We start from the raw sequence: 16,695 nt of genomic DNA, 5'->3' as shown, positions 1-16,695 counted from the left end.
CGGCACCTACACCGCCACACCACCTTGACACCCCCACCAAAACCTTAACTACGCGGCATTGGCCACCGGCACTGTAGGCGAAGCCCTGCCGACGCGACCGAGGGGAACGAACCGAAAACCAGCCGGAAGAATGGCAAAGCCCAGTGGTTCGGTACCGGCGACTCGCCGAATTCGGCCGCCGGTCAGGGTAACGGCGGCGCGGCAGTCCCGAGGGTGGGCATGCTGGGCTGGCGGGCGCGGGCACAGGTGTGGGCGCGGGCTCGCCTGGCCGCCAAGATGGCCACCGCCGGATGACAGATAGACCTGGCCACCAAGGCATGCCGCCTACCGCACCCGGGCATGTTCTCGACCAACCGACTACCGGCCCGCCGCCACACCCTCACCGGCAGCCGCATCGCCGACCCGCGTTGTCGTTCCCTGCGATTGCCATTCTTCCGGCTGGTTTTCGGTTCGTTCCCCTCGGTCGCGTCGGCAGGGCTTCGCCTACAGTGCCGGTGGCCGGGGGTCAAGTTCGCGCTGTACGAAACCGCAGCTCACACGCCCAACCGCCGCGCGCGGACTTTACCCCCGGACACCGGTGCTGTACCCCCCGGGCTGACGACGCGACCGAGGGGAACGGACCGCACCACCCCACAAACCGCAGCCGCTGAGCCCTGACCCAGCCACCCGAGGGAACCGCGCTAGTTTCCCTGAGGTTGCCGAGGCCCGCCGGAGGCCCGGCCCTTCATCACAGTTCTTGACCTTGCTTGTGCCCTTGCTCTGACTTGCTGGAGTTGAAGAGGCCTGAGGTGGGGCGGGGTTGTGAACGCGCGAACCGGCAGCCGACAAACACACCCACCGCCCCGAACCCCGAACCGGCACAACCATGACCGAAGGCCGTAAAAGCATTTAAAACCCACAGCCCAACCGCAACCCGGCCCACAAACTCCAGCCCCCGGCCTTCGGGCGAAGGTCCGGGTGCCGGCCGGCGAGCAGGCGGACCGCGGCGGCGGCCAGCATCACGGTGCCGCCGGACGGCACGCCGACCGCGACCGGGCCGGTGACGGTGCCGGTCAGCTGCGACAGTTCGTGTTCGGCGTCGGCGACGCAGGCCCCGATCCGCTGCCCGGCTCGGGCAGGATCTGTCCGGCCGCGGTGAGTTCGAGGCGGCCCGGGGCCCGGTCCACCAGGGCGATCCCGGCCTCCCGCTCGAGTTTCGCAAGCTGCTGCGATACCGCCGACGGGGTGTGCCCGAGGCGGCGCGCGGCCTGGGACAGGCTCTCCGTCTCGGATTTCGCCTGCAGCAGTAGCAGGCGGCGTGGGTCCAGATCCATGGGTCCATTAGCGGGGCTACAAGGATGGATTAGCAATGCTCCCCTGTCGGGGGCGAGCTGCTGTGCGAGTCTGGCGGTCGTCGGCGGGACGGCGAGCTGGGGAGGGCGATGGAAGATGGAGCCACTGAGCCCGCGGGACCCGCGCCAGGTCGGCGCCTACCGCCTGCTGGCCCGGCTCGGCGGGGGCGGCATGGGCCAGGTCTACCTCGGACGCACGCCTGGCGGCCGGACCGTGGCCGTCAAGCTGGTCCGCGCCGAATACGCCGCCGACGAGAACTTCCGCCACCGGTTCCGGTACGAGGTCCAGGCCGCGCGCCGGGTCGGCGGCCGCTGGTCGGTGCCGGTGCTGGACGCCGACACCGACGGGCCGCTGCCGTGGGTCGCGACCGGCTACGTCGCCGGGCCCGATCTGCGCAGTGCGGTCGACACCTTCGGACCGCTGCCGCCGACCACGCTCCGCGCACTCGGCACCGGCCTGGCTGAAGCCTTGCAGACCGTGCACGGACTCGGTCTGGTGCACCGGGATGTGAAGCCGCCGAACGTCCTGCTCGCCCCGGACGGGCCACGGCTGATCGACTTCGGCATCGCCCGCGCGCTGGACGGCGAAGCCGCCGCGCTGACCGGTACCGGCATGCTGATCGGCTCGCCGGGCTACGTCTCCCCCGAGCAGGCCGCCGGGCAGCAGGCGGGGCCGGCGAGCGACGTGTTCGCGCTCGGCGCGGTACTCGCCTTCGCCGCCACCGGCCGCGCGCCGTTCGGCGGGGACGTCGGCGCACCGGTGCTGCTGTATCGGGTACTGCATGAGGAGCCGGACCTGACCGGCGTCCCGGAGCCGCTGCGCGGGATCGTTTTGGCTTGTCTGGCCAAGGATCCGGCCCGCCGGCCACAGCTCGCCGAGCTCCGGGAGCACCTGAACGCGGTGGGGCCGTCGGCCGAACAGTCCGGCTGGCTGCCGCCGGCGATCGCGGACGCGGTGGCGCGGCTGGCCGCACAGGTCCTGGACTTCGACAGCCCGCGGACGGGGCCGCAGGACGGTTTCACCGCCACGATGCCGGGGGCACCTCCCGGGCCGGGGCCGATACCGATGACCGTGCCCGGTCCGCCGGTGACGATCTCGGGATACGCGCCGGGACCGGAACGCCGACGCAATCGACGGCTGCTACCGGTCGTGGCGATCGCGACGGCCGCGGTGGTGATCGGCGGCGTGGTGGTCCTGGCGACTCGCGGCCACGGCGATTCGCCAGGATCCGCCGCGGCACCGCCGACGCCGACGTCGAGCGCTGCGGGCCAGATCCCCAGCGCATTCCTCGGCAGCTGGTCCGGCTCCATATCCCTGCCCGGACAGTCCCAGTACACGACGTTCCCCTTCCACGTGACCATCCGGCAGGCGCAGGGCAACGACGGCACCGGGCAGGCCTCGGTCACGGTCGACGGCACCACATGCTCCTTCACCAATGACTTCGAGTCCGCCACGAGCACCCAGCTGGACCTGATATCAGGGCCCTCCACTGGTGGCCCGGCCTGCGCGACCACCTCACCGATCAAGCAGGTCTACACGCTGTCCTCGCCCGCCACGATCACCGTCGCCCTCGTCGGGGCCGCCCCGGCCGTGCCCGGCCAGCAGAACGAGCTGACCGGGCTGCTGAGCAAGAACTGATGCCGCCACTCACCGCGCCGAACCCCATCAGGCCGGTAAGAATGGGGGCGTGCAGCCCGAATCCGAACCCGGGGGCGGCGGGCCGGTCGACGAATCGGTCCGCGAGCCGCCCGGAATCGCGCTGCGCCCCATGGTCGGCTGGTATTCGGGCTACCGGCAGGCGGGCGTCCCGGCGGGGCGGCACCGCGGGCTGCCCTCGCCGTACCTGACGCTCATCCTCACCCTCGATGATCCGCTCACCGTGCTCGCGCACCCCGACCCGGGCCAGGTGCCCGGTGACTTCCGGCTGCTGCTCGGCGGGCTGCACACCGCCCCGGCGCTGATCGGCCACGACGGCCGGCAGTCCGGTGTGCAGATCGCGTTGGATCCGCTGGGGGCGCGGGCCCTGCTGGGGATTCCGGCCGGGGAACTCGCCGAGATCGACGTGTCCGCCGATGACGTGCTGGGCCGGGACATCGTCCTGGCCCAGGAACGGCTCAGGGCGGCGAAGGACTGGCTGGGGCGGTTCGCCGTGGTGGACGACTGGTTGGCGAAGCGGGCCGCGAAGTCGGTGGTCACCGCGATCCCCGCCGAGTTGACCCACGCCTGGCGGCTGCTGCGCCGCTCGAACGGCACAGTGCCGATCGCCGATCTGGCCTCGGAACTCGGGTGGAGCGCGCGCCGCCTGTCGGGCCGCTTCAGCGCCGAGTTCGGGCTGACGCCGAAGGCCGCGGCCCGGGTGATCCGGTTCGATCGGGTCCGGCGGCGGCTCGCGGACCGGGCCCGGCGCGGTCCGGTCGAGGTGTGGCCGGACGCCGGCCGCCGACGCGGGCTGGGGCTGGCCGGCCTCGCCGTGGACGCCGGCTACTACGACCAGGCGCACCTGGACCGGGAGTTCAACGCCCTGGCCGGCTGCCCGCCGGTGGCCTGGCTGGCCGAGGAGTTCCGAAATATCCAATCCGGCGCCGTACCCGGCGAGGGAACCTGGAACCGTCCTGAAGACGAAGGACCAGGGGGAACGACCACGAAGGAGCAGTGACCGCCATGACCACTGAGACGACGCCCGCCCCGCAGGTGTGGCCCACCCTGCGGGCGACCGACGCACCGGCCCTGATCCGTTTCCTCACCGAGGCCTTCGGCTTCCGGGAGACCGTCGTCTACCGGGACGGCGACCAGGTGCACCATGCCGAGCTGGCCTGGCCCGAGGGCGGCGGCATCATGCTCGGTTCGGTCAAGCCCTCCGACGGCGGCGACCACTGGGCGCTGCCCCCCGGCCAGTTCGGCGCCTACGTGGTGACCGACCACCCGGACGAGCTGTTCGCCCGGGCCAAGGCCGGCGGGGCCGAGATCGTGCAGGAGGTGTACGAGACCGAGTACGGGTCGCGGGACTTCCAGGTCCGGGACCCGGAGGGGAACCGGTGGTCGTTCGGGACGTATCGGGGGCATCCGCTCCCGGGCGAGTGAGGTGGATCAGGCCTCTGGGAAGAGCACGTCGGCGACGTGACGGGTGTCCGCGTACTCCCGCACCGACGTGATCTTCCCGTCCCGGACGGTGAACACGCCCGCGCAGCGGTTGTCGTACGCGGCACCGCCGGCCGCGGTCGCCTTGGAGGTCCACTCGGCCAGCACCTGGTCGCCGTCGGCGAAGGCGTTGACCAGCTCGATGACCACCGGCGCCGAGGTGTCGAGGTAGGCGCCCATACCGCCGAGGAAGTCGTTGATGATCGCGTCACGGCCCTCCCAGAGGCGGGAGATCGGCAGGTTGCCCGGGTAGAGCCAGGTGGCGTCCTCGGCGAAGCTGTCGGCGATCGTCTGCGCGTCGCCGTCGCGGACGGCTTCCACGTAGCGGACGACGACGGACTTCGGGTCGGTGAGGGTGGTGGTGTCGGCAGTGATGGTGTTGGCAGTGATGGTGTTGGCAGTGATGGTGTTGGCAGTGGTGGTGCTCATCGCGATGCTCCTTTGTCAGGTTTCGGCTCTGTACTTTGTTCGGTGGGCCGGGGTTTGATCAAGCTACGGTGAGGACCGCGTTGCCGCGCACGCCCCGATCCCGCAGCCGGGTCAGCACCTCGGCGGTCTCCGTCCAGTCGGCGACCAGGCCGACCTCGGGGTGCAGGCGGTCGCCGGCCACCAGGCGGACCAGGGTCTGAAGGTCCTCGGCGTAGGAGGCATCCGAGTCGGCGTAGTGGAAGTGCCGGATGGTCGCCGATTCCGGGCCGGCGAAGAAGTCGAAGAAGTCGAGGGTCACCGGCTGGCGGCTGGCCTGGCCGAACCAGATCAGCGTGCCGCGGCGGGCCAGCTTGGCCAGGGCCTTCGGCAGGTTCGGGCCGCCGGTGGATTCCAGGACCACGTCGAAGGGGCCGACGGCGTCCTCGATCCTCGGGACGACGCGGGCCGCACCGAGTTCCCGGAGCCGGGCGCCGCGTTCGGGCGAGGAGCTGACCGCGGTGATCTCCAGACCGGCGGCGGCCGCGAGTTCCACGAAGTAGTGGCCGACGCCGCCGGACGCCCCGGTGATCAGGATGCTGCGACCGGTGACAGATCCGGCCACCCGCAACAGGCGCAGCGCGGTGAGGCCGGCCAGCGGCAGGGCGGCGGCGATGGCGGCCGGGACCCCGTCCGGCAGCTCGGCCAGCGAGTCGGTCGGGACCGCGACGTACTCGGCCCAGCCGCCCTGCGGGGGGTGGCCGACGACACGGGTGCCGACCGCGGGGCCGGTGCCGTCGGCCGCCGCCTGGACCACGAGGCCGGCGATGTCCTTGCCGGGGCGCCAATCCGGGCGCGGCGTCTCCAGCTGGAAGGTCTCGCCGCGGTTGACGGAGTACGCCTCGACCTTGACCAGCGCTTCGTTCGGGCGCGGCCGGGGTTCGGCGACGACGGTGAGTTCCACGGACCGGTCGGTCCGGCCGGTGGCGGTCATGGCCTTCATGGCGATCCCTTCCTTCGGGGTGTGGCTGATTTCAGCTCCGGCAGCTCGGGTTTCCGGCTGCGAGATCAAGATGACCACCGGGGTGCCGGGCCGGTCCAACAACCGCACCGCCGGTTTCGACAACCGCCGGTGGTGGGCCAAGGTGGAGGCATGGATCTTGACCTGGCCCAGGTGCGGGCGTTCGTCGCCACCGCGGACCGGCTGCACTTCGGGCAGGCCGCCGAGCAGCTCGCGGTGAGCCAGCAGGCGCTGTCCAAGCGCATCGCGCGCCTGGAGAGCGAGTTGGGGGTGCAGCTGTTCCTGCGCGGCGGGCATGCCGTCGAGCTGACCGAGGCCGGCCGCCGGTTTCTGGAGCCGGCGCGGCAGACGCTGGCCCAGGGCGATCGCGCGGTGGCCGCGGCGCGGCACGTCGAGCGTCCGCTGCGGATCGACTACTGGGGCCATCTGTTCGCGCCGATGCGGACCCTGGCGCCGGTGATCGACCACCTGGCGCGGGCGGTCGCCGTCTCCGTCGAGACCGGGCCCGGGCGCGACCTGCCCGGCGTGCTGGACGCGCTGGCTCGGACGGCGACGGACGTCGGCTTCGGGCGGGTGCACGGGGCCGACGGGGGGCAGGGCGCCGAGCTGGCCGGGTACGCACACCGGCTGGTCCGGCTGGAGCCGGTGGACGTCGTGGTCGGCGACCGGCACCGGTTGGCCGACCGCTTCGAGGCGCGGCCCGACGAGCTGCGGGACAGCGTTCTGTGGAGCCCGGCCGCGCTGGAACGGCTGGACTTCTACCGGCGGTTCGCAGAGCACTTCGATATCAGCGCGGAGGCCGGCACGGCGAACCTCGGGATCGGCCATTTCCTGGAGCAGGTGGCGGCCGACCCGACGCGCTTCGCCCTGGTACCGGCGGATCTGGAGCTACCGGACCGCGCGCACGTCCGGTCCCTTCCGCTCGTCGAGCCGACGCCGTTGTACGCGTGGTCGCTGCTGTGGCGGGCGGCGGATCCGCATCCGGGCGTCGAGCCGCTGCTGCGGGCGTTCGCCGAACTCGGCGGACGGAGCCGGTGGCTGGAATACCGGCCGGGGCGGGACTGGTTGCCGGCGGGCGACGTCTCAGAGGTCTCAGTCACATCAAGCACCTCAGAAGATTCAAGTAATTGATTACCGGTTAAGGGAAATACCACTGGCGAGGAGGCGCCCATTCGGGGGACGCGGGGCGGTGGCGCGGGGTGCGGGCCGGGCCAGAGCGTGTTTCGCTGCAACAGAGCCGTCCGGCTCGATGACGGGAAGGAGGCACGATCATGCCCGACTACGACCCGAACCAGATCGCGAACCTCGTCGGCCAGCTCGGCGGCGACCACCAGCAGGCGGCCCAGCAGCTGCAGCAGATGGGCGGTCAGATCGACCCCCAGCAGCACGCGGACACCTTGCAGCAGATGGGGATCGATCCGCAGAAGCTGCAGAACGGTGACTACCAGCAGCATCTGGACGCCCAGGACCAGCCCGGTTTCCAGGGCTACCAGAGCGGCGACATGTCCGGACAGGCTCCGCAGTTCGGCGGCCAGAGTGGCCAGGGCGACCAGGGCTACCAGAGCGGCCAGGGCCAGACCGGTCAGAGCCAGGGCGGCCAGATGCAGGGTGGCCAGAGCCAGAGCGGCCAAGGCAACCAGGGCTACCAGGACAGCCAGAGCGGTCAGGGCGGTCAGAGCGGCCAGCAGGATCAGAACTTCCAGCAGTTCGACCAGAACCAGAGCGGCATGCGCGGCATGGAGCCCGACCCGGATCAGCAGATGACGGACGACCAGCAGATGGCGGGCCAGCAGGCGTCTCGGCGGCAGCAGTCGGGGCAGCAGGACTACTCCGACCAACAGACCCAGCAGGACCAGCAGAATCAACAGAACCAGTGACCCGGCGACAGCCGGTGAAACGATAGGCAGTGCGCAGGCCGGTCGTCGTGGATGCCACGGCGGCCGGCCGTCTTTGCCGCGACCGTATCGCGACTACACCCCGGTCACACCAGCTCCTTGCGCAGAAAGACCCGGCTGGTCCCCGGCGGATCGCAGGGCACCTCGCCGAACACCGTCCAGCCCTGCTTCCGATAGAAGTCGGGGGCCTGGAAGCTGATCGTGTAGAGAACCGCGGCGCGGCAGCCGCGGGCGCGGGCCTCTTTCTCGGCCTCGCGGAGGATCGCGGCGCCGAGGCCGTTGCCGCGCAGGGCGGGCGGTAGGTAGAAGAGGTCGACGAAGAACAGGCCGAGAGATGTCCGTCCAGACAGGCCGCCGATCGGTTCGCGGGACTCGGGATCGCGGATCAGGACGGCCAGGGGTCGGCGATCATCGATGCCGGTCGCTTCGACGTTGAAGCGGTCCAGCGCGGCGGAGAGGGTCGCGATGTCGGCCGGGGTGGGGACGTCGGTGAGGTGCGTGAGGTGCATGTCGGCACGCTAGGACGGGGATGCTTTGACAGCGGTCGAAGCGACATCGGCGACAATCGAGGCATGGATGATCAGCGGGTGGGCCGGGACGTGGGGGTGGACCTGGCCGCGGTGGCGCGGTTGCTCGCCGACGGGACGCGGGCCGCGTTCTGCCTGGCGCTGCTCGACGGCCGGGCCTGGACGGCCGGCGAGCTGGCCCGGTATGCCGGGGTCACGCAGTCGACCGCGACCTCGCATCTGAACCTGCTCGTCGGCGGCGGGCTGCTGGCCGACGAACGGCACGGCCGGCACCGCTATCTGCGCATCGCCGACCGGCGGGTCTTCGAGCTGCTCGAGGTCCTGGCCGAGTTGGCGCCGCGGCAGCCGGTCCGGCCTCGGTCGCTGACCGTCGCCACCCGGCAGCAGGCGCTGCTGGACGCCCGGCTGTGCTACGACCACCTGGCCGGTGCGGTGGCGCTGGAGATCAAGGACGCGATGGTGGAGCGCGGATTGCTGGTCTGGGACACCGGGCAGCCGGCCGCCGCGGCGCTGACGGACCGGGGCGCGGCCTGGTTCGCCGACGTCGGCATCGTGCTGCCCGCCTCGCGACGCCCGCCGGTGCGCGCGTGCCTGGACTGGACCGAGCGCCGCACGCATCTGGCCGGCGTGGTCGGCGGCGCGTTGTGCGGCCACGCGCTCGCCGCCGACTGGGTCACGCGCGTCGGCACGACCCGCGCGCTGCGCGTGACCCCGCTCGGCCGCCAGGCCCTGCACGACCACCTCGGCCTGCCGATCGTTAGCAGCGCTACACGGGGCAGGTAGCAAATACCCTCACTCCCTCGACCGCGGCCGTGTCAGCCTGAAGGGATAAGGGATACGGCCTGAAGAAAAACGGTCGGCGGTCGGCGGTCGGGAGGGATCATGCAGCTGAGTTCGGCCCAGATGTTCCACCATCGGTGGTGTGCGGCGCTGGCCGCGGGAGACGTGGCGGCGCTGCGCGCCATGTTCCATCCGGACGCGGTCCAGGTCTCGACGGCGACCGGGCAGGTGCTGACCGGCGTGGAGCAGATCGCCGGCACGCTGGAGCAGCTGTTCGCCGTGGCCGGACCGGTCGCCACCTCGGGAGTGGAGAGCTTCGTCGATCTCGGCGACTCCTTCTGCGTGGAGTCGGTGCAGTCCACCGCCTACGCGCAGGTGTTCGGCTACGACGTGTTCGTGATGGACGGCGGCCTGATCCGCTTTCATGCCAACGGAAGCATCGCGCCGCGCGCGCTGTCGCCGCTGCCCCAGCCCACCGGACCCACGCAGGGACAGGACGTCTACCAGCGCTACTGGAGCGCCACCAACGCCCAAGATCCGAACGCCCTGTCCGGGGTGTACACCCCGGACGTCAGGTTCTCCAACGTGGGCAACGTCGTCTACGGCCGGGACCAGCTCGTGGGCGCGGTGCACAGGTTCTGGGCCAGCGGCATGCGGTCGACACTGAAGACGGTGTCGCGGTTCGTCGAGGCACCGCACGCGTTGTGTCTGGAGGCGACGGCCGGCGTCGGCAGCCGGGGCGGGGCCCTGGACATCACCTACTACGAAGTGTGGATGCTCCGGCAGGGTCAGGTCAGCCACCTCATCAGGGGCCTGATCACGCCCCGGCCCGCCGAGCTGCAGCAGATCATTCAGAAGATCGCCGCGGCCAACCAGCGGACGGTGCAGGACTTCGCGCAGGCGACCATGCTGCGCAGCGCCATGCAGGTCCGCTGGTAGAACCCTGACTCGCCGGAGCCGGGAGTCACAGCCCGGGCCCGGGTGTAGGTTCACTGCATGTCTGCACCTCCGGTCCTGCGCGACGTTTACAGAACCCTGATGGAAAGACGCGGGGACGCCGCCGCCTCGATCACGTTCGACGACGGCCCGGGCCCGATCGCGCGGCTCGACGTCTTCGTCTACCGGCCCGTGGATCCGAGCGGTCTGACCACGTTCGTGACGGTCGGGATGGCCTCGGCGCCGATGCCCGCACCGGAGGGCGGGGAAGGCGGGCGCGCCGAGTTGTGGCTGTCGCGTACCGGGGCGCTGGCCGAGCCGGACGAGCGGCAGATCGCGATGCAGCTGGCGAATCTGGCCGTGTACCCGTGGAAGACCGGGCGGGCGGTGAGCTGGGCCCAGATCGTCGGGTTCGAGCACGACTTCCCGACGTTCCCCGGCTGCCCCGCGGTGTTCCTGGCCGGGCCGTTGCTGACCGACACCCCGGACTGGCTCGACACCTGCGAGGGCAAGGTGCGGGTGATAACGGTGGTGCCGATCACCGAGCAGGAGCGGGCCGCCGCCGCGACCATGCCGCCGATGACCTTCGCCGGGAACCTGATCGAGTCACGGAACGTGTTCACGGCGCCGGATCCGGCAGGCGCCTGAGCGGCCCGGACTATTCCGTCTCCGCGGCGTCGCCGGGGTCCGGCAGCCGCTTGATGCGGATGTCCCGCTTGTGGATGCCCCGCTCCACCAGCTGCTCCGCACGCGTCCGCGCGCTCTCCGACACGGCGTTGCGGACGGCTTCGGCGGCGGGGGTGGCGCGGCGGATCACGCGGGCGATGAAGCCGCCGGGGACCGGGAGGTCCAGGACTGTGCAGTTCCTGAGCCAGTCGGCGTAGTACCAGGGGGCGATGCAGGCGCCGAGGCCGGCCGCGGCCATGGTCTGCAAGGTGCTCAGGCTGACGGCGATGTGCTCGCCGGCCGGGACGATGCCGTGCAGGTCGGCCAGGCGCCGGAAGCAGCGGCCACGGGCCGAGGCGGGCGGGGCGCCGATCCAGGGCCGGCCGGACAGGTCGGCGGGAGTGGCCGGGAGCTCCCAGCCGGACGGGATCGCGATGCGGTACTCGTCCTCCATGATCACTTGCGAGACGTAGCCGGGTGGCAGCGGGACCGCCGTGTCGCGGTCGTCGATGATGATCGCGACGTCCACACTCTGGGCCCGCAGCATCCGCAGTCCCTCGGCCTGCTCGGCCTCGACGAGGATCGGCCGCAGATCCGGGTGGTGCTCGGCCAGCAGCGCGACGGCGCCGGCCACCACCTCCACCGTCTCGCCGGGCGGCATGGCGATCGTGATCGGTCCGGTGGCGCTGCCGGTCAGCGCCAGCAGCTCGCGCTCGGCGTCGGCCAGCGAGTCGCCGATGCGGCCGCCGGCGCGGGCCAGGATGCGGCCGGCCTCGGTCAGCTCCAAGCGGCCCACGCCCCGGTCCACCAGCGCGGTGCCGGCCTCCCGCTCCAGCTTCGCGAGTTGCTGGGACACCGCCGAGGGCGTGTGGCCGAGTCGGCGGGCGGCCTGGGCCAGGCTGTTCGTCTCCGATATCGCCTGGAGCAGGAGCAGGCGGCGGGGGTCCAAGTCCATGAACCCATTAGCGCCACTACATGTGCCGCTTAGCAAATCTCAGCGCCGTGCCGGACCGCGCTATGCGAGTCTGACGGCTATGACGCGGATATCTTTTATCCCGTTCGTCGGGATCATAGGCATTAGTGCTGCCGCCCTCGCGGGGTGCAGCTCCTCATCGGGCACCAGCGGCGCCCTTGGCTCGCTTGGGGTGCCGAGCCAGAACACCACTGGAAACACGACGGCCGCGAACGGCGCCCCGAGCACGGCATCCGGCTCGGGCGGCCAGGGAACGACCGCCGGAACGACGACCGGGATCACGAATGGCAGTGACGGCAACGGCACCGGAGGCAATGGCGGGAACAGTGCGGGGAACGGCAGCGGCTGGGTGCTGAGCGCGCCGAAGTCCGTATTCGGCTTCGCGCAGATCCAGCCCCAGGCCGCGAGCCTGGCCAAGATCCAGTCTGGGCTCGCGACCACCGCGGGCGAGCTGGGCGTCTCGGGATCTCAGGTCATCGCCGTCTACGACGACCCCACCCATGATGTCTACGTCATCTTCGCCGGCTACAACGGCAGCGGGTTCGACCCCGGCAAACTGAAGCCCGTCTTCAGCGCCGGCCCGAAGTACACCACCGACGGCACCGGCGATCATCTCGTGGAGAACCATGTGCTGTACGACCCGGGAACGCACGGCGGCTCGGCCGGCTGCACCTCCACCATGGTGCAGTCCGGAGGACTGGCCGCCGAGTCCACGGCCTGTGTCTGGATGACGGCCACCACCATGGGCAGCGTCACCTACTACCCCAAGCCGGACCAGCAGAAGATGGTGTTCGGCACCGGCCCGGAAGTGATGGGCAAGGTCATGCAACAGCTGCGGGACCAGGTCGAGCACAAGTCCTGACCTAGGCTTCATCAGGCTCGGTCCACAAGCCTGAGAAGCGGATTCCCTTACACCAGACCGGAATCCCGGACCCGGACCTCCTTGGAGAACCGCGCCGACCACTGGCCGCGGTCGACGTTCAGCGCCGCCTCGGCCAGGCGCAGCCGCTGGATGTCGGCCGTGCCGGCCGGCGCGAGCACGTGGTAGGCGTCGCGCAGGTACCGCTCGATCCGGTACCGGGTCTGCAGGCCGCGGGCGCCGATGATGTCCATCGCCGCGCGCGCCGAGTCGATCGCGTACTCGACGTTGATGAGCTTGGCGTTCATCAGCTCCGTGTCACAGGGCAGCCCCTGGTCCAGCAGGTACACGGCGTGGTACGCGGCCAGGCGCGCGGTCATCAGCCGGGACTGCATGTCGCCGAGCCGGACCTTGATCGAGGAGATCTCGTGGATCGGCGCGTCGTAGAGCCGGCGCTGCTGGCAGTAGGCCACCGTGTCCTCGACGATGGCCTGCTGGATGCCCAGGGCCACGGCCGTGAGGTTGGGGCGCCCGTAAAGCGTGCTGGACGAGTAGGCCACGTCCAGCCCCTCGCCCTCGTGTCCGAGTCGGTTCTCCACGGGTATTCGGCAGTTCTCCATGACGATCTCGCCGAAGCTGAAACCGTGCAGGCCCATCGTCGGGGCCAGCGGCTCCAGGCGGACGCCGGGCCGGTCGTACTCGACCAGGAAGGCGCTCAGGCCCTTGGATCCGGGGCCGGTGCGGACCACCACCCCGTGCACGTGGCCGACGTGCGAGTTGCCGACGAAGACTTTTCGACCGTTCAAAACGTAGTGGTCGCCGTCGCGGACGGCGCTGCCGGACATCCCCAGCACGTGCCCGCCGGACTCCGGCTCGGTGACCGCGATGGTCGGCAGGCAGTGGCCGGTGGCGATCGGCGGCAGCCATCTTCGGCGCTGCGCCTCGGTGCCGAAGTGCAGGATCTTGGCCACGCCGAGCTGCGAGGCCTGCACCATGGCGCCCATCGCCGCCGAGACCCGCGCCAGCTCCTCGATGATGATCGTCTTGCCCAGGTGTCCCAGTTCCATCCCGCCGTACTCGACCGGGATGGTCGCGCCGATCCAGCCCCGCCGGGCGATCGCCGTGGACAGCTCGTGGTCGACCTCGCGCGTGTCCTCCATCCGCGCCACGCGCGGGAGCACCTGCTGTTCGGCGAAAGCCCGGACCTCCTCCCGCACGGCCTCATGCCGGTCGTTGGTGAAGACCTGGTTCATGAGTGCTGACACCGACTCTCTCCTCACCGGTTACGGCGTTCCGCGCGGGCTCGATAGAGATCGCAGAGCGCGCGCACTCATACCTATCACGTGATCACCGCTTCGCAATACAGCGTCCTGGCTCGCCTATGCCGTGCCCGTCGGGGGTAGGTGTTACTCCTGTGAATCAGATCGTGTCCGTAAGCTCCCCGATGTCCGAGGCGAGCGCCTTGGCCCGGCTCAGCACGGTTGCTCCGTCGCTGTCCCGCAGCCCCAGAGTGAGCACCGCGGTGGCGTGACCGGGCACCCGGACCGGGACCGCGGCGAAGACCACCGTTCCGGTCGCGGGCTCGTTCAGGGGGATCGCGGCGGTGGCCGACGGCTCGCCGCCGCGCTCCAGGTGGTCGATGATCGCCAGGATGCCGACCGGCGCCAAGTGCGGGAACGCTTCCGGGGCCGGCGTGCCCAGCATCTCCACGGCGCCGAAGAGCTGATCGTGCAAGGAGTTCGCGTACAGCACCTCCAGATTCGGCCGGGCGGCGATCATCGCGGTGCCGCCGGCACCCTCCAGCACTCCGGCGATTTTCTGCCGACCGCTGATTTCGGCCAGCACCTCATCGCGCGCGGCTTTGAGGACCTGGAGGCCGTCGTTGCCCCAGGAATTGCCCTCGGATTCACTGCGTGGGGCCGGATCGATCGCGCACACGGTGCCGATCACCGTTCCGTCGTCGTCGATCAGCGGCACGCCGATGTAGCTGCGCACACCCAGCTCGTCCACCACCGGGTTGCCGCGGAAGCGGGAGAACTCGAAGACGTCGTCCAGCGTCAGCGCGGCCTTGCGGCCCACGACGTGCACGCAGAATCCCTGGTCCATGTCCATGAACCGGCCCGGCTCGCCCAGGAACGCCGGGTCCCCGCTGGCCGGTTCCTTGCCGTACAGGCCCACGAAGTACTGGCCGCTCTCGCCGACCAGGTTGACCATCGCCGCGGTGGCACCGGTGGCCTCGGCCGCCTTGCGCGCGACCTCGTCGAACACTGAGTCCGGGGTGTTGGCCAGGCCCAGCTCGCGCTGGCGGGCCGCCCGCGCGGAGGCGTCGGAGGGCGCCGGCCGGCCCAGCCGCAGGGCTGGGGTCTGGAAGTCGTCGCGGTCTGTCATATGTAGCTTCCTTCATGCGCGGCCAGCTCGGGGGCGGCGGGCCGGACGGTCCGGTAGTCGATGGTCTGCAGATGCTTGACCAACGCGATCAGGACGTTCACGGCCGAGGTGCGCGACCGGGCGTCGCACATCACGACCGGGACGTCGGGGCGCAGTTGCAGCGCCTCACGCACCTCGGTACCGGTGTACGAGAACTGTGCGCCCTCGAACTCGTTGACCGCGACCAGGAACGGGATCCCGGTGCGCTCGAAGTAGTCGACAGCCTCGAAGGAGTCCTCGATGCGCCGGGTGTCGACCAGCACGATGACCCCGAGCGCGCCGATGCACAACTGGTCCCACATGAACCAGAAGCGCTCCTGGCCGGGCAGCCCGAACAGGAAGAGCACGTACTCGTTGGCGATGCTTACTCGGCCGAAGTCCAGCGCCACGGTGGTGGTGGTCTTGCCACCGGTCAGCGCGATGTCGTCGACGCCGACGGAAGCCTCGGTGATCGTCGCCTCGGTCTTCAGCGGCGCGATCTCCGAGACCGCCCCGACCAGCGTGGTCTTGCCGACGCCGAAGCCGCCGGCTATCAGCAGTTTGAGGCCGCCGGGCAGATTGTCGACAGCACGGTCAGAGCTTGTAGAGGGCATCCAGCACCTTCTCCAGAAGGTCTGTGCTCGGCCGCGCGCGTTCGAAGACGGGCACCGGGGCACGGGTGTCTATGGCACGCCAGCCGAGCAGGTCGGACAGCAGGATCTTGGTCACGGCCAACGGGAGCCCGGACAGCGCCGAGACCTCGGCGACCGAGATCGGGCGGTCGCACAGGCTCAGGATGTCGTCGTGGTCCGGGCCCAGGTCTCCCAGGGCCCGGCCGGTGGCCACCACGTAGGTCACCAGGTGGAAGTCCTCGTTCGGCGCGGTGCGGCCGCCGGCGACCGCGTAGGGCCGGATCAGCCGCCCGGCCGCCGAGTCGACGAAGGCCTCGGGATCGCCTCGGCTCACGACCGGGCCCGGGCCGCTGCCACCGGGCCGTCCGCGGCGCCACGCGGGGCGGTGCCCAGCTCCCGGGTGACGGCGGTGACGCAGCGCTGCATCTCGAACCCGATCTGCCGCGGGTCGGCCTCGCGGTCGGCCAGCACGCCTATGCAGGTGCCGGGGCCGGCCGCGCCGATGCACAGGAAGGCGCCGTCCAACTCCACCACCACCTGGCGCACCCCGCCGGCCCGGACCGTCTGGCCGATCGCGGTGACGATGCCCCACATGCCGCTCTCGGCGGCGGCCAGGGTGTCGGCCTCGTCCTTGTGCAGACCGGTGGTGTACGCGCGGACCAAACCGTCCGTCGACATCAGTAGCACGCTGCGGGCGGCCGGGATGCTCTGCAGCATCCGGTTGATCAGCCAGCTCAGATTCTCTTCGGTCTGGTTGCTCACTGGTTCCACTCCTGACGGTTCGCGGTGGTGCGATCGTGCTGCGAAGGATCCGGTCCGGCCGCCGGGGGATCGGTCGGTGCGGTGCCCGCGGAAAGGCCTTGCCAGAAGTCCGACATCATCGTCGGCGACAGGGCGCCGGTGCCGTGCTGGTTCTGCTGGTCCTCGGCCTGGATCAGGCGTGCCGAGATGTGGCCCTGGGGGGTGCGGCGCCGCAGTTGCGGACGGCCGTCGGGCAGCAGGCCGGAGTCGCCGGCGGGATCGCCGCCGGGGGGCGTCTGCGGCTCGCCGGAGCGGGACCACGGCGGAACGGCGCCGCCGGCGCCTGGGGGGTACTGGCCGGCGGTGGAGGGCGCGGAGGACGGC

19 protein-coding genes and 1 pseudogene are annotated in these 16,695 nt (G+C 70.9%); 9 read left to right on the top strand and 11 right to left on the bottom strand.

Annotation, left to right across the window (positions count from 1 at the left end):
* Nucleotides 1–1,052: 1,052 nt before the first annotated feature.
* Entirely contained in the window at nt 1,053–1,313 is a 261-nt protein-coding gene (locus tag KGQ19_RS40455) for a helix-turn-helix domain-containing protein (protein WP_212019405.1), read from the bottom strand.
* Between the two features lie 115 nt (nt 1,314–1,428).
* On the opposite strand from KGQ19_RS40455, the gene KGQ19_RS40450 reads away from it, so the two are divergent.
* From KGQ19_RS40450 to KGQ19_RS40440, 3 genes are read left to right on the top strand one after another with little or no spacing between them, the layout of a single operon-like run.
* On the top strand, nt 1,429–2,970 hold the full coding sequence (locus KGQ19_RS40450) for a serine/threonine-protein kinase (RefSeq protein WP_212019403.1): 1,542 nt from the start codon (nt 1,429–1,431) through the stop codon (nt 2,968–2,970).
* 49 nt (nt 2,971–3,019) lie between these two features.
* Nucleotides 3,020–3,988, top strand: a complete 969-nt coding sequence (locus KGQ19_RS40445; protein ID WP_212019401.1) for a helix-turn-helix domain-containing protein — start codon at nt 3,020–3,022, stop codon at nt 3,986–3,988.
* 5 nt (nt 3,989–3,993) lie between these two features.
* Entirely contained in the window at nt 3,994–4,413 is a 420-nt protein-coding gene (locus KGQ19_RS40440; RefSeq protein ID WP_212019399.1) for a VOC family protein, read from the top strand.
* A 6-nt stretch (nt 4,414–4,419) separates the two neighbouring features.
* Here KGQ19_RS40440 and KGQ19_RS40435 read toward each other — a convergent pair whose 3' ends face one another.
* Together KGQ19_RS40435 and KGQ19_RS40430 are read right to left on the bottom strand one after the other, a co-directional pair.
* A complete protein-coding gene (locus tag KGQ19_RS40435; RefSeq protein ID WP_212019397.1) occupies nt 4,420–4,899 on the bottom strand; it encodes a nuclear transport factor 2 family protein in 480 nt (159 codons plus the stop codon).
* Between the two features lie 58 nt (nt 4,900–4,957).
* Complete coding sequence (locus tag KGQ19_RS40430) at nt 4,958–5,878, bottom strand: zinc-binding dehydrogenase (RefSeq protein ID WP_212019395.1); 921 nt, start codon at nt 5,876–5,878, stop codon at nt 4,958–4,960.
* Nucleotides 5,879–6,028: 150 nt separating this feature from the next.
* Here KGQ19_RS40430 and KGQ19_RS40425 point away from each other — a divergent pair, with 150 nt between their 5' ends.
* Together KGQ19_RS40425 and KGQ19_RS40420 are read left to right on the top strand one after the other, a co-directional pair.
* Nucleotides 6,029–7,027 (top strand): LysR family transcriptional regulator, encoded by a 999-nt coding sequence (locus tag KGQ19_RS40425; protein WP_212019394.1) that lies wholly within the window; start codon nt 6,029–6,031, stop codon nt 7,025–7,027.
* Nucleotides 7,028–7,167: 140 nt separating this feature from the next.
* Entirely contained in the window at nt 7,168–7,773 is a 606-nt protein-coding gene (locus KGQ19_RS40420) for a hypothetical protein (RefSeq protein WP_212019392.1), read from the top strand.
* A 104-nt stretch (nt 7,774–7,877) separates the two neighbouring features.
* Here KGQ19_RS40420 and KGQ19_RS40415 read toward each other — a convergent pair whose 3' ends face one another.
* Entirely contained in the window at nt 7,878–8,300 is a 423-nt protein-coding gene (locus KGQ19_RS40415; protein WP_212019390.1) for a GNAT family N-acetyltransferase, read from the bottom strand.
* Between the two features lie 63 nt (nt 8,301–8,363).
* On the opposite strand from KGQ19_RS40415, the gene KGQ19_RS40410 reads away from it, so the two are divergent.
* The 3 genes from KGQ19_RS40410 (at nt 8,364) to KGQ19_RS40400 (ending at nt 10,682) form a co-directional block, all read left to right on the top strand.
* A complete protein-coding gene (locus KGQ19_RS40410) occupies nt 8,364–9,101 on the top strand; it encodes an ArsR/SmtB family transcription factor (protein ID WP_212019388.1) in 738 nt (245 codons plus the stop codon).
* Nucleotides 9,102–9,200: 99 nt separating this feature from the next.
* Nucleotides 9,201–10,037, top strand: a complete 837-nt coding sequence (locus KGQ19_RS40405) for a nuclear transport factor 2 family protein (RefSeq protein ID WP_212019386.1) — start codon at nt 9,201–9,203, stop codon at nt 10,035–10,037.
* Nucleotides 10,038–10,094: 57 nt separating this feature from the next.
* A complete protein-coding gene (locus KGQ19_RS40400; RefSeq protein WP_194899091.1) occupies nt 10,095–10,682 on the top strand; it encodes a suppressor of fused domain protein in 588 nt (195 codons plus the stop codon).
* A gap of 10 nt (nt 10,683–10,692) precedes the next feature.
* On the opposite strand, the gene KGQ19_RS40395 is transcribed toward KGQ19_RS40400, so the two are convergent.
* A complete protein-coding gene (locus KGQ19_RS40395) occupies nt 10,693–11,655 on the bottom strand; it encodes a LysR family transcriptional regulator (RefSeq protein ID WP_212019384.1) in 963 nt (320 codons plus the stop codon).
* A 190-nt stretch (nt 11,656–11,845) separates the two neighbouring features.
* On the opposite strand from KGQ19_RS40395, the gene KGQ19_RS40390 reads away from it, so the two are divergent.
* Nucleotides 11,846–12,535: a hypothetical protein gene (locus KGQ19_RS40390; protein WP_212019382.1), complete on the top strand. Its 690-nt coding sequence runs from the start codon at nt 11,846–11,848 to the stop codon at nt 12,533–12,535.
* 47 nt (nt 12,536–12,582) lie between these two features.
* Here KGQ19_RS40390 and KGQ19_RS40385 read toward each other — a convergent pair whose 3' ends face one another.
* The 6 genes and pseudogenes from KGQ19_RS40385 to KGQ19_RS40360 all read right to left on the bottom strand — a co-directional run.
* Entirely contained in the window at nt 12,583–13,785 is a 1,203-nt protein-coding gene (locus KGQ19_RS40385; protein WP_230420200.1) for an acyl-CoA dehydrogenase family protein, read from the bottom strand.
* 166 nt (nt 13,786–13,951) lie between these two features.
* A complete protein-coding gene (locus KGQ19_RS40380; protein ID WP_212019378.1) occupies nt 13,952–14,920 on the bottom strand; it encodes a GAF domain-containing protein in 969 nt (322 codons plus the stop codon).
* Nucleotides 14,917–15,552, bottom strand: a complete 636-nt coding sequence (locus KGQ19_RS40375; RefSeq protein ID WP_212019376.1) for a GTP-binding protein — start codon at nt 15,550–15,552, stop codon at nt 14,917–14,919. Before KGQ19_RS40375 ends, KGQ19_RS40380 begins: the two co-directional genes overlap by 4 nt.
* A complete protein-coding gene (locus KGQ19_RS40370) occupies nt 15,533–15,904 on the bottom strand; it encodes a DUF742 domain-containing protein (protein WP_194899096.1) in 372 nt (123 codons plus the stop codon). The genes KGQ19_RS40375 and KGQ19_RS40370 overlap by 20 nt, the downstream gene beginning before the upstream one ends.
* The gene (locus KGQ19_RS40365; RefSeq protein WP_194899097.1) at nt 15,901–16,332 is read right to left on the bottom strand and encodes a roadblock/LC7 domain-containing protein; all 432 of its coding nucleotides are present in this window, start codon (nt 16,330–16,332) and stop codon (nt 15,901–15,903) included. The genes KGQ19_RS40370 and KGQ19_RS40365 overlap by 4 nt, the downstream gene beginning before the upstream one ends.
* A pseudogene (locus KGQ19_RS40360) lies at nt 16,329–16,695 on the bottom strand (hypothetical protein); the annotation flags it as partial. The gene KGQ19_RS40365 and the pseudogene KGQ19_RS40360, both read right to left, overlap by 4 nt.

Source organism: Catenulispora pinistramenti (genome assembly GCF_018274385.1).
GTDB lineage: Bacteria > Actinomycetota > Actinomycetes > Streptomycetales > Catenulisporaceae > Catenulispora > Catenulispora pinistramenti.
The sequence above is the reverse complement of the archived record's forward strand: the minus strand, read 5'-3'. Positions and strand labels throughout refer to the sequence as shown.

Bases quoted from the DNA above. Each gene is read 5' to 3' on its own strand.
- KGQ19_RS40435 (WP_212019397.1), bottom strand. From the start codon at position 4,899: ATGAGCACCACCACTGCCAACACCATCACTGCCAACACCATCACTGCC.
- KGQ19_RS40395 (WP_212019384.1), bottom strand. From the start codon at position 11,655: ATGGACTTGGACCCCCGCCGCCTGCTCCTGCTCCAGGCGATATCGGAG.
- KGQ19_RS40450 (WP_212019403.1), top strand. From the start codon at position 1,429: ATGGAGCCACTGAGCCCGCGGGACCCGCGCCAGGTCGGCGCCTACCGC.
- KGQ19_RS40405 (WP_212019386.1), top strand. From the start codon at position 9,201: ATGCAGCTGAGTTCGGCCCAGATGTTCCACCATCGGTGGTGTGCGGCG.
- KGQ19_RS40430 (WP_212019395.1), bottom strand. From the start codon at position 5,878: ATGAAGGCCATGACCGCCACCGGCCGGACCGACCGGTCCGTGGAACTC.
- KGQ19_RS40455 (WP_212019405.1), bottom strand. From the start codon at position 1,313: ATGGATCTGGACCCACGCCGCCTGCTACTGCTGCAGGCGAAATCCGAG.
- KGQ19_RS40410 (WP_212019388.1), top strand. From the start codon at position 8,364: ATGGATGATCAGCGGGTGGGCCGGGACGTGGGGGTGGACCTGGCCGCG.
- KGQ19_RS40380 (WP_212019378.1), bottom strand. From the start codon at position 14,920: ATGACAGACCGCGACGACTTCCAGACCCCAGCCCTGCGGCTGGGCCGG.
- KGQ19_RS40425 (WP_212019394.1), top strand. From the start codon at position 6,029: ATGGATCTTGACCTGGCCCAGGTGCGGGCGTTCGTCGCCACCGCGGAC.
- KGQ19_RS40385 (WP_230420200.1), bottom strand. From the start codon at position 13,785: ATGAACCAGGTCTTCACCAACGACCGGCATGAGGCCGTGCGGGAGGAG.
- KGQ19_RS40420 (WP_212019392.1), top strand. From the start codon at position 7,168: ATGCCCGACTACGACCCGAACCAGATCGCGAACCTCGTCGGCCAGCTC.
- KGQ19_RS40440 (WP_212019399.1), top strand. From the start codon at position 3,994: ATGACCACTGAGACGACGCCCGCCCCGCAGGTGTGGCCCACCCTGCGG.
- KGQ19_RS40375 (WP_212019376.1), bottom strand. From the start codon at position 15,552: ATGCCCTCTACAAGCTCTGACCGTGCTGTCGACAATCTGCCCGGCGGC.
- KGQ19_RS40415 (WP_212019390.1), bottom strand. From the start codon at position 8,300: ATGCACCTCACGCACCTCACCGACGTCCCCACCCCGGCCGACATCGCG.
- KGQ19_RS40400 (WP_194899091.1), top strand. From the start codon at position 10,095: ATGTCTGCACCTCCGGTCCTGCGCGACGTTTACAGAACCCTGATGGAA.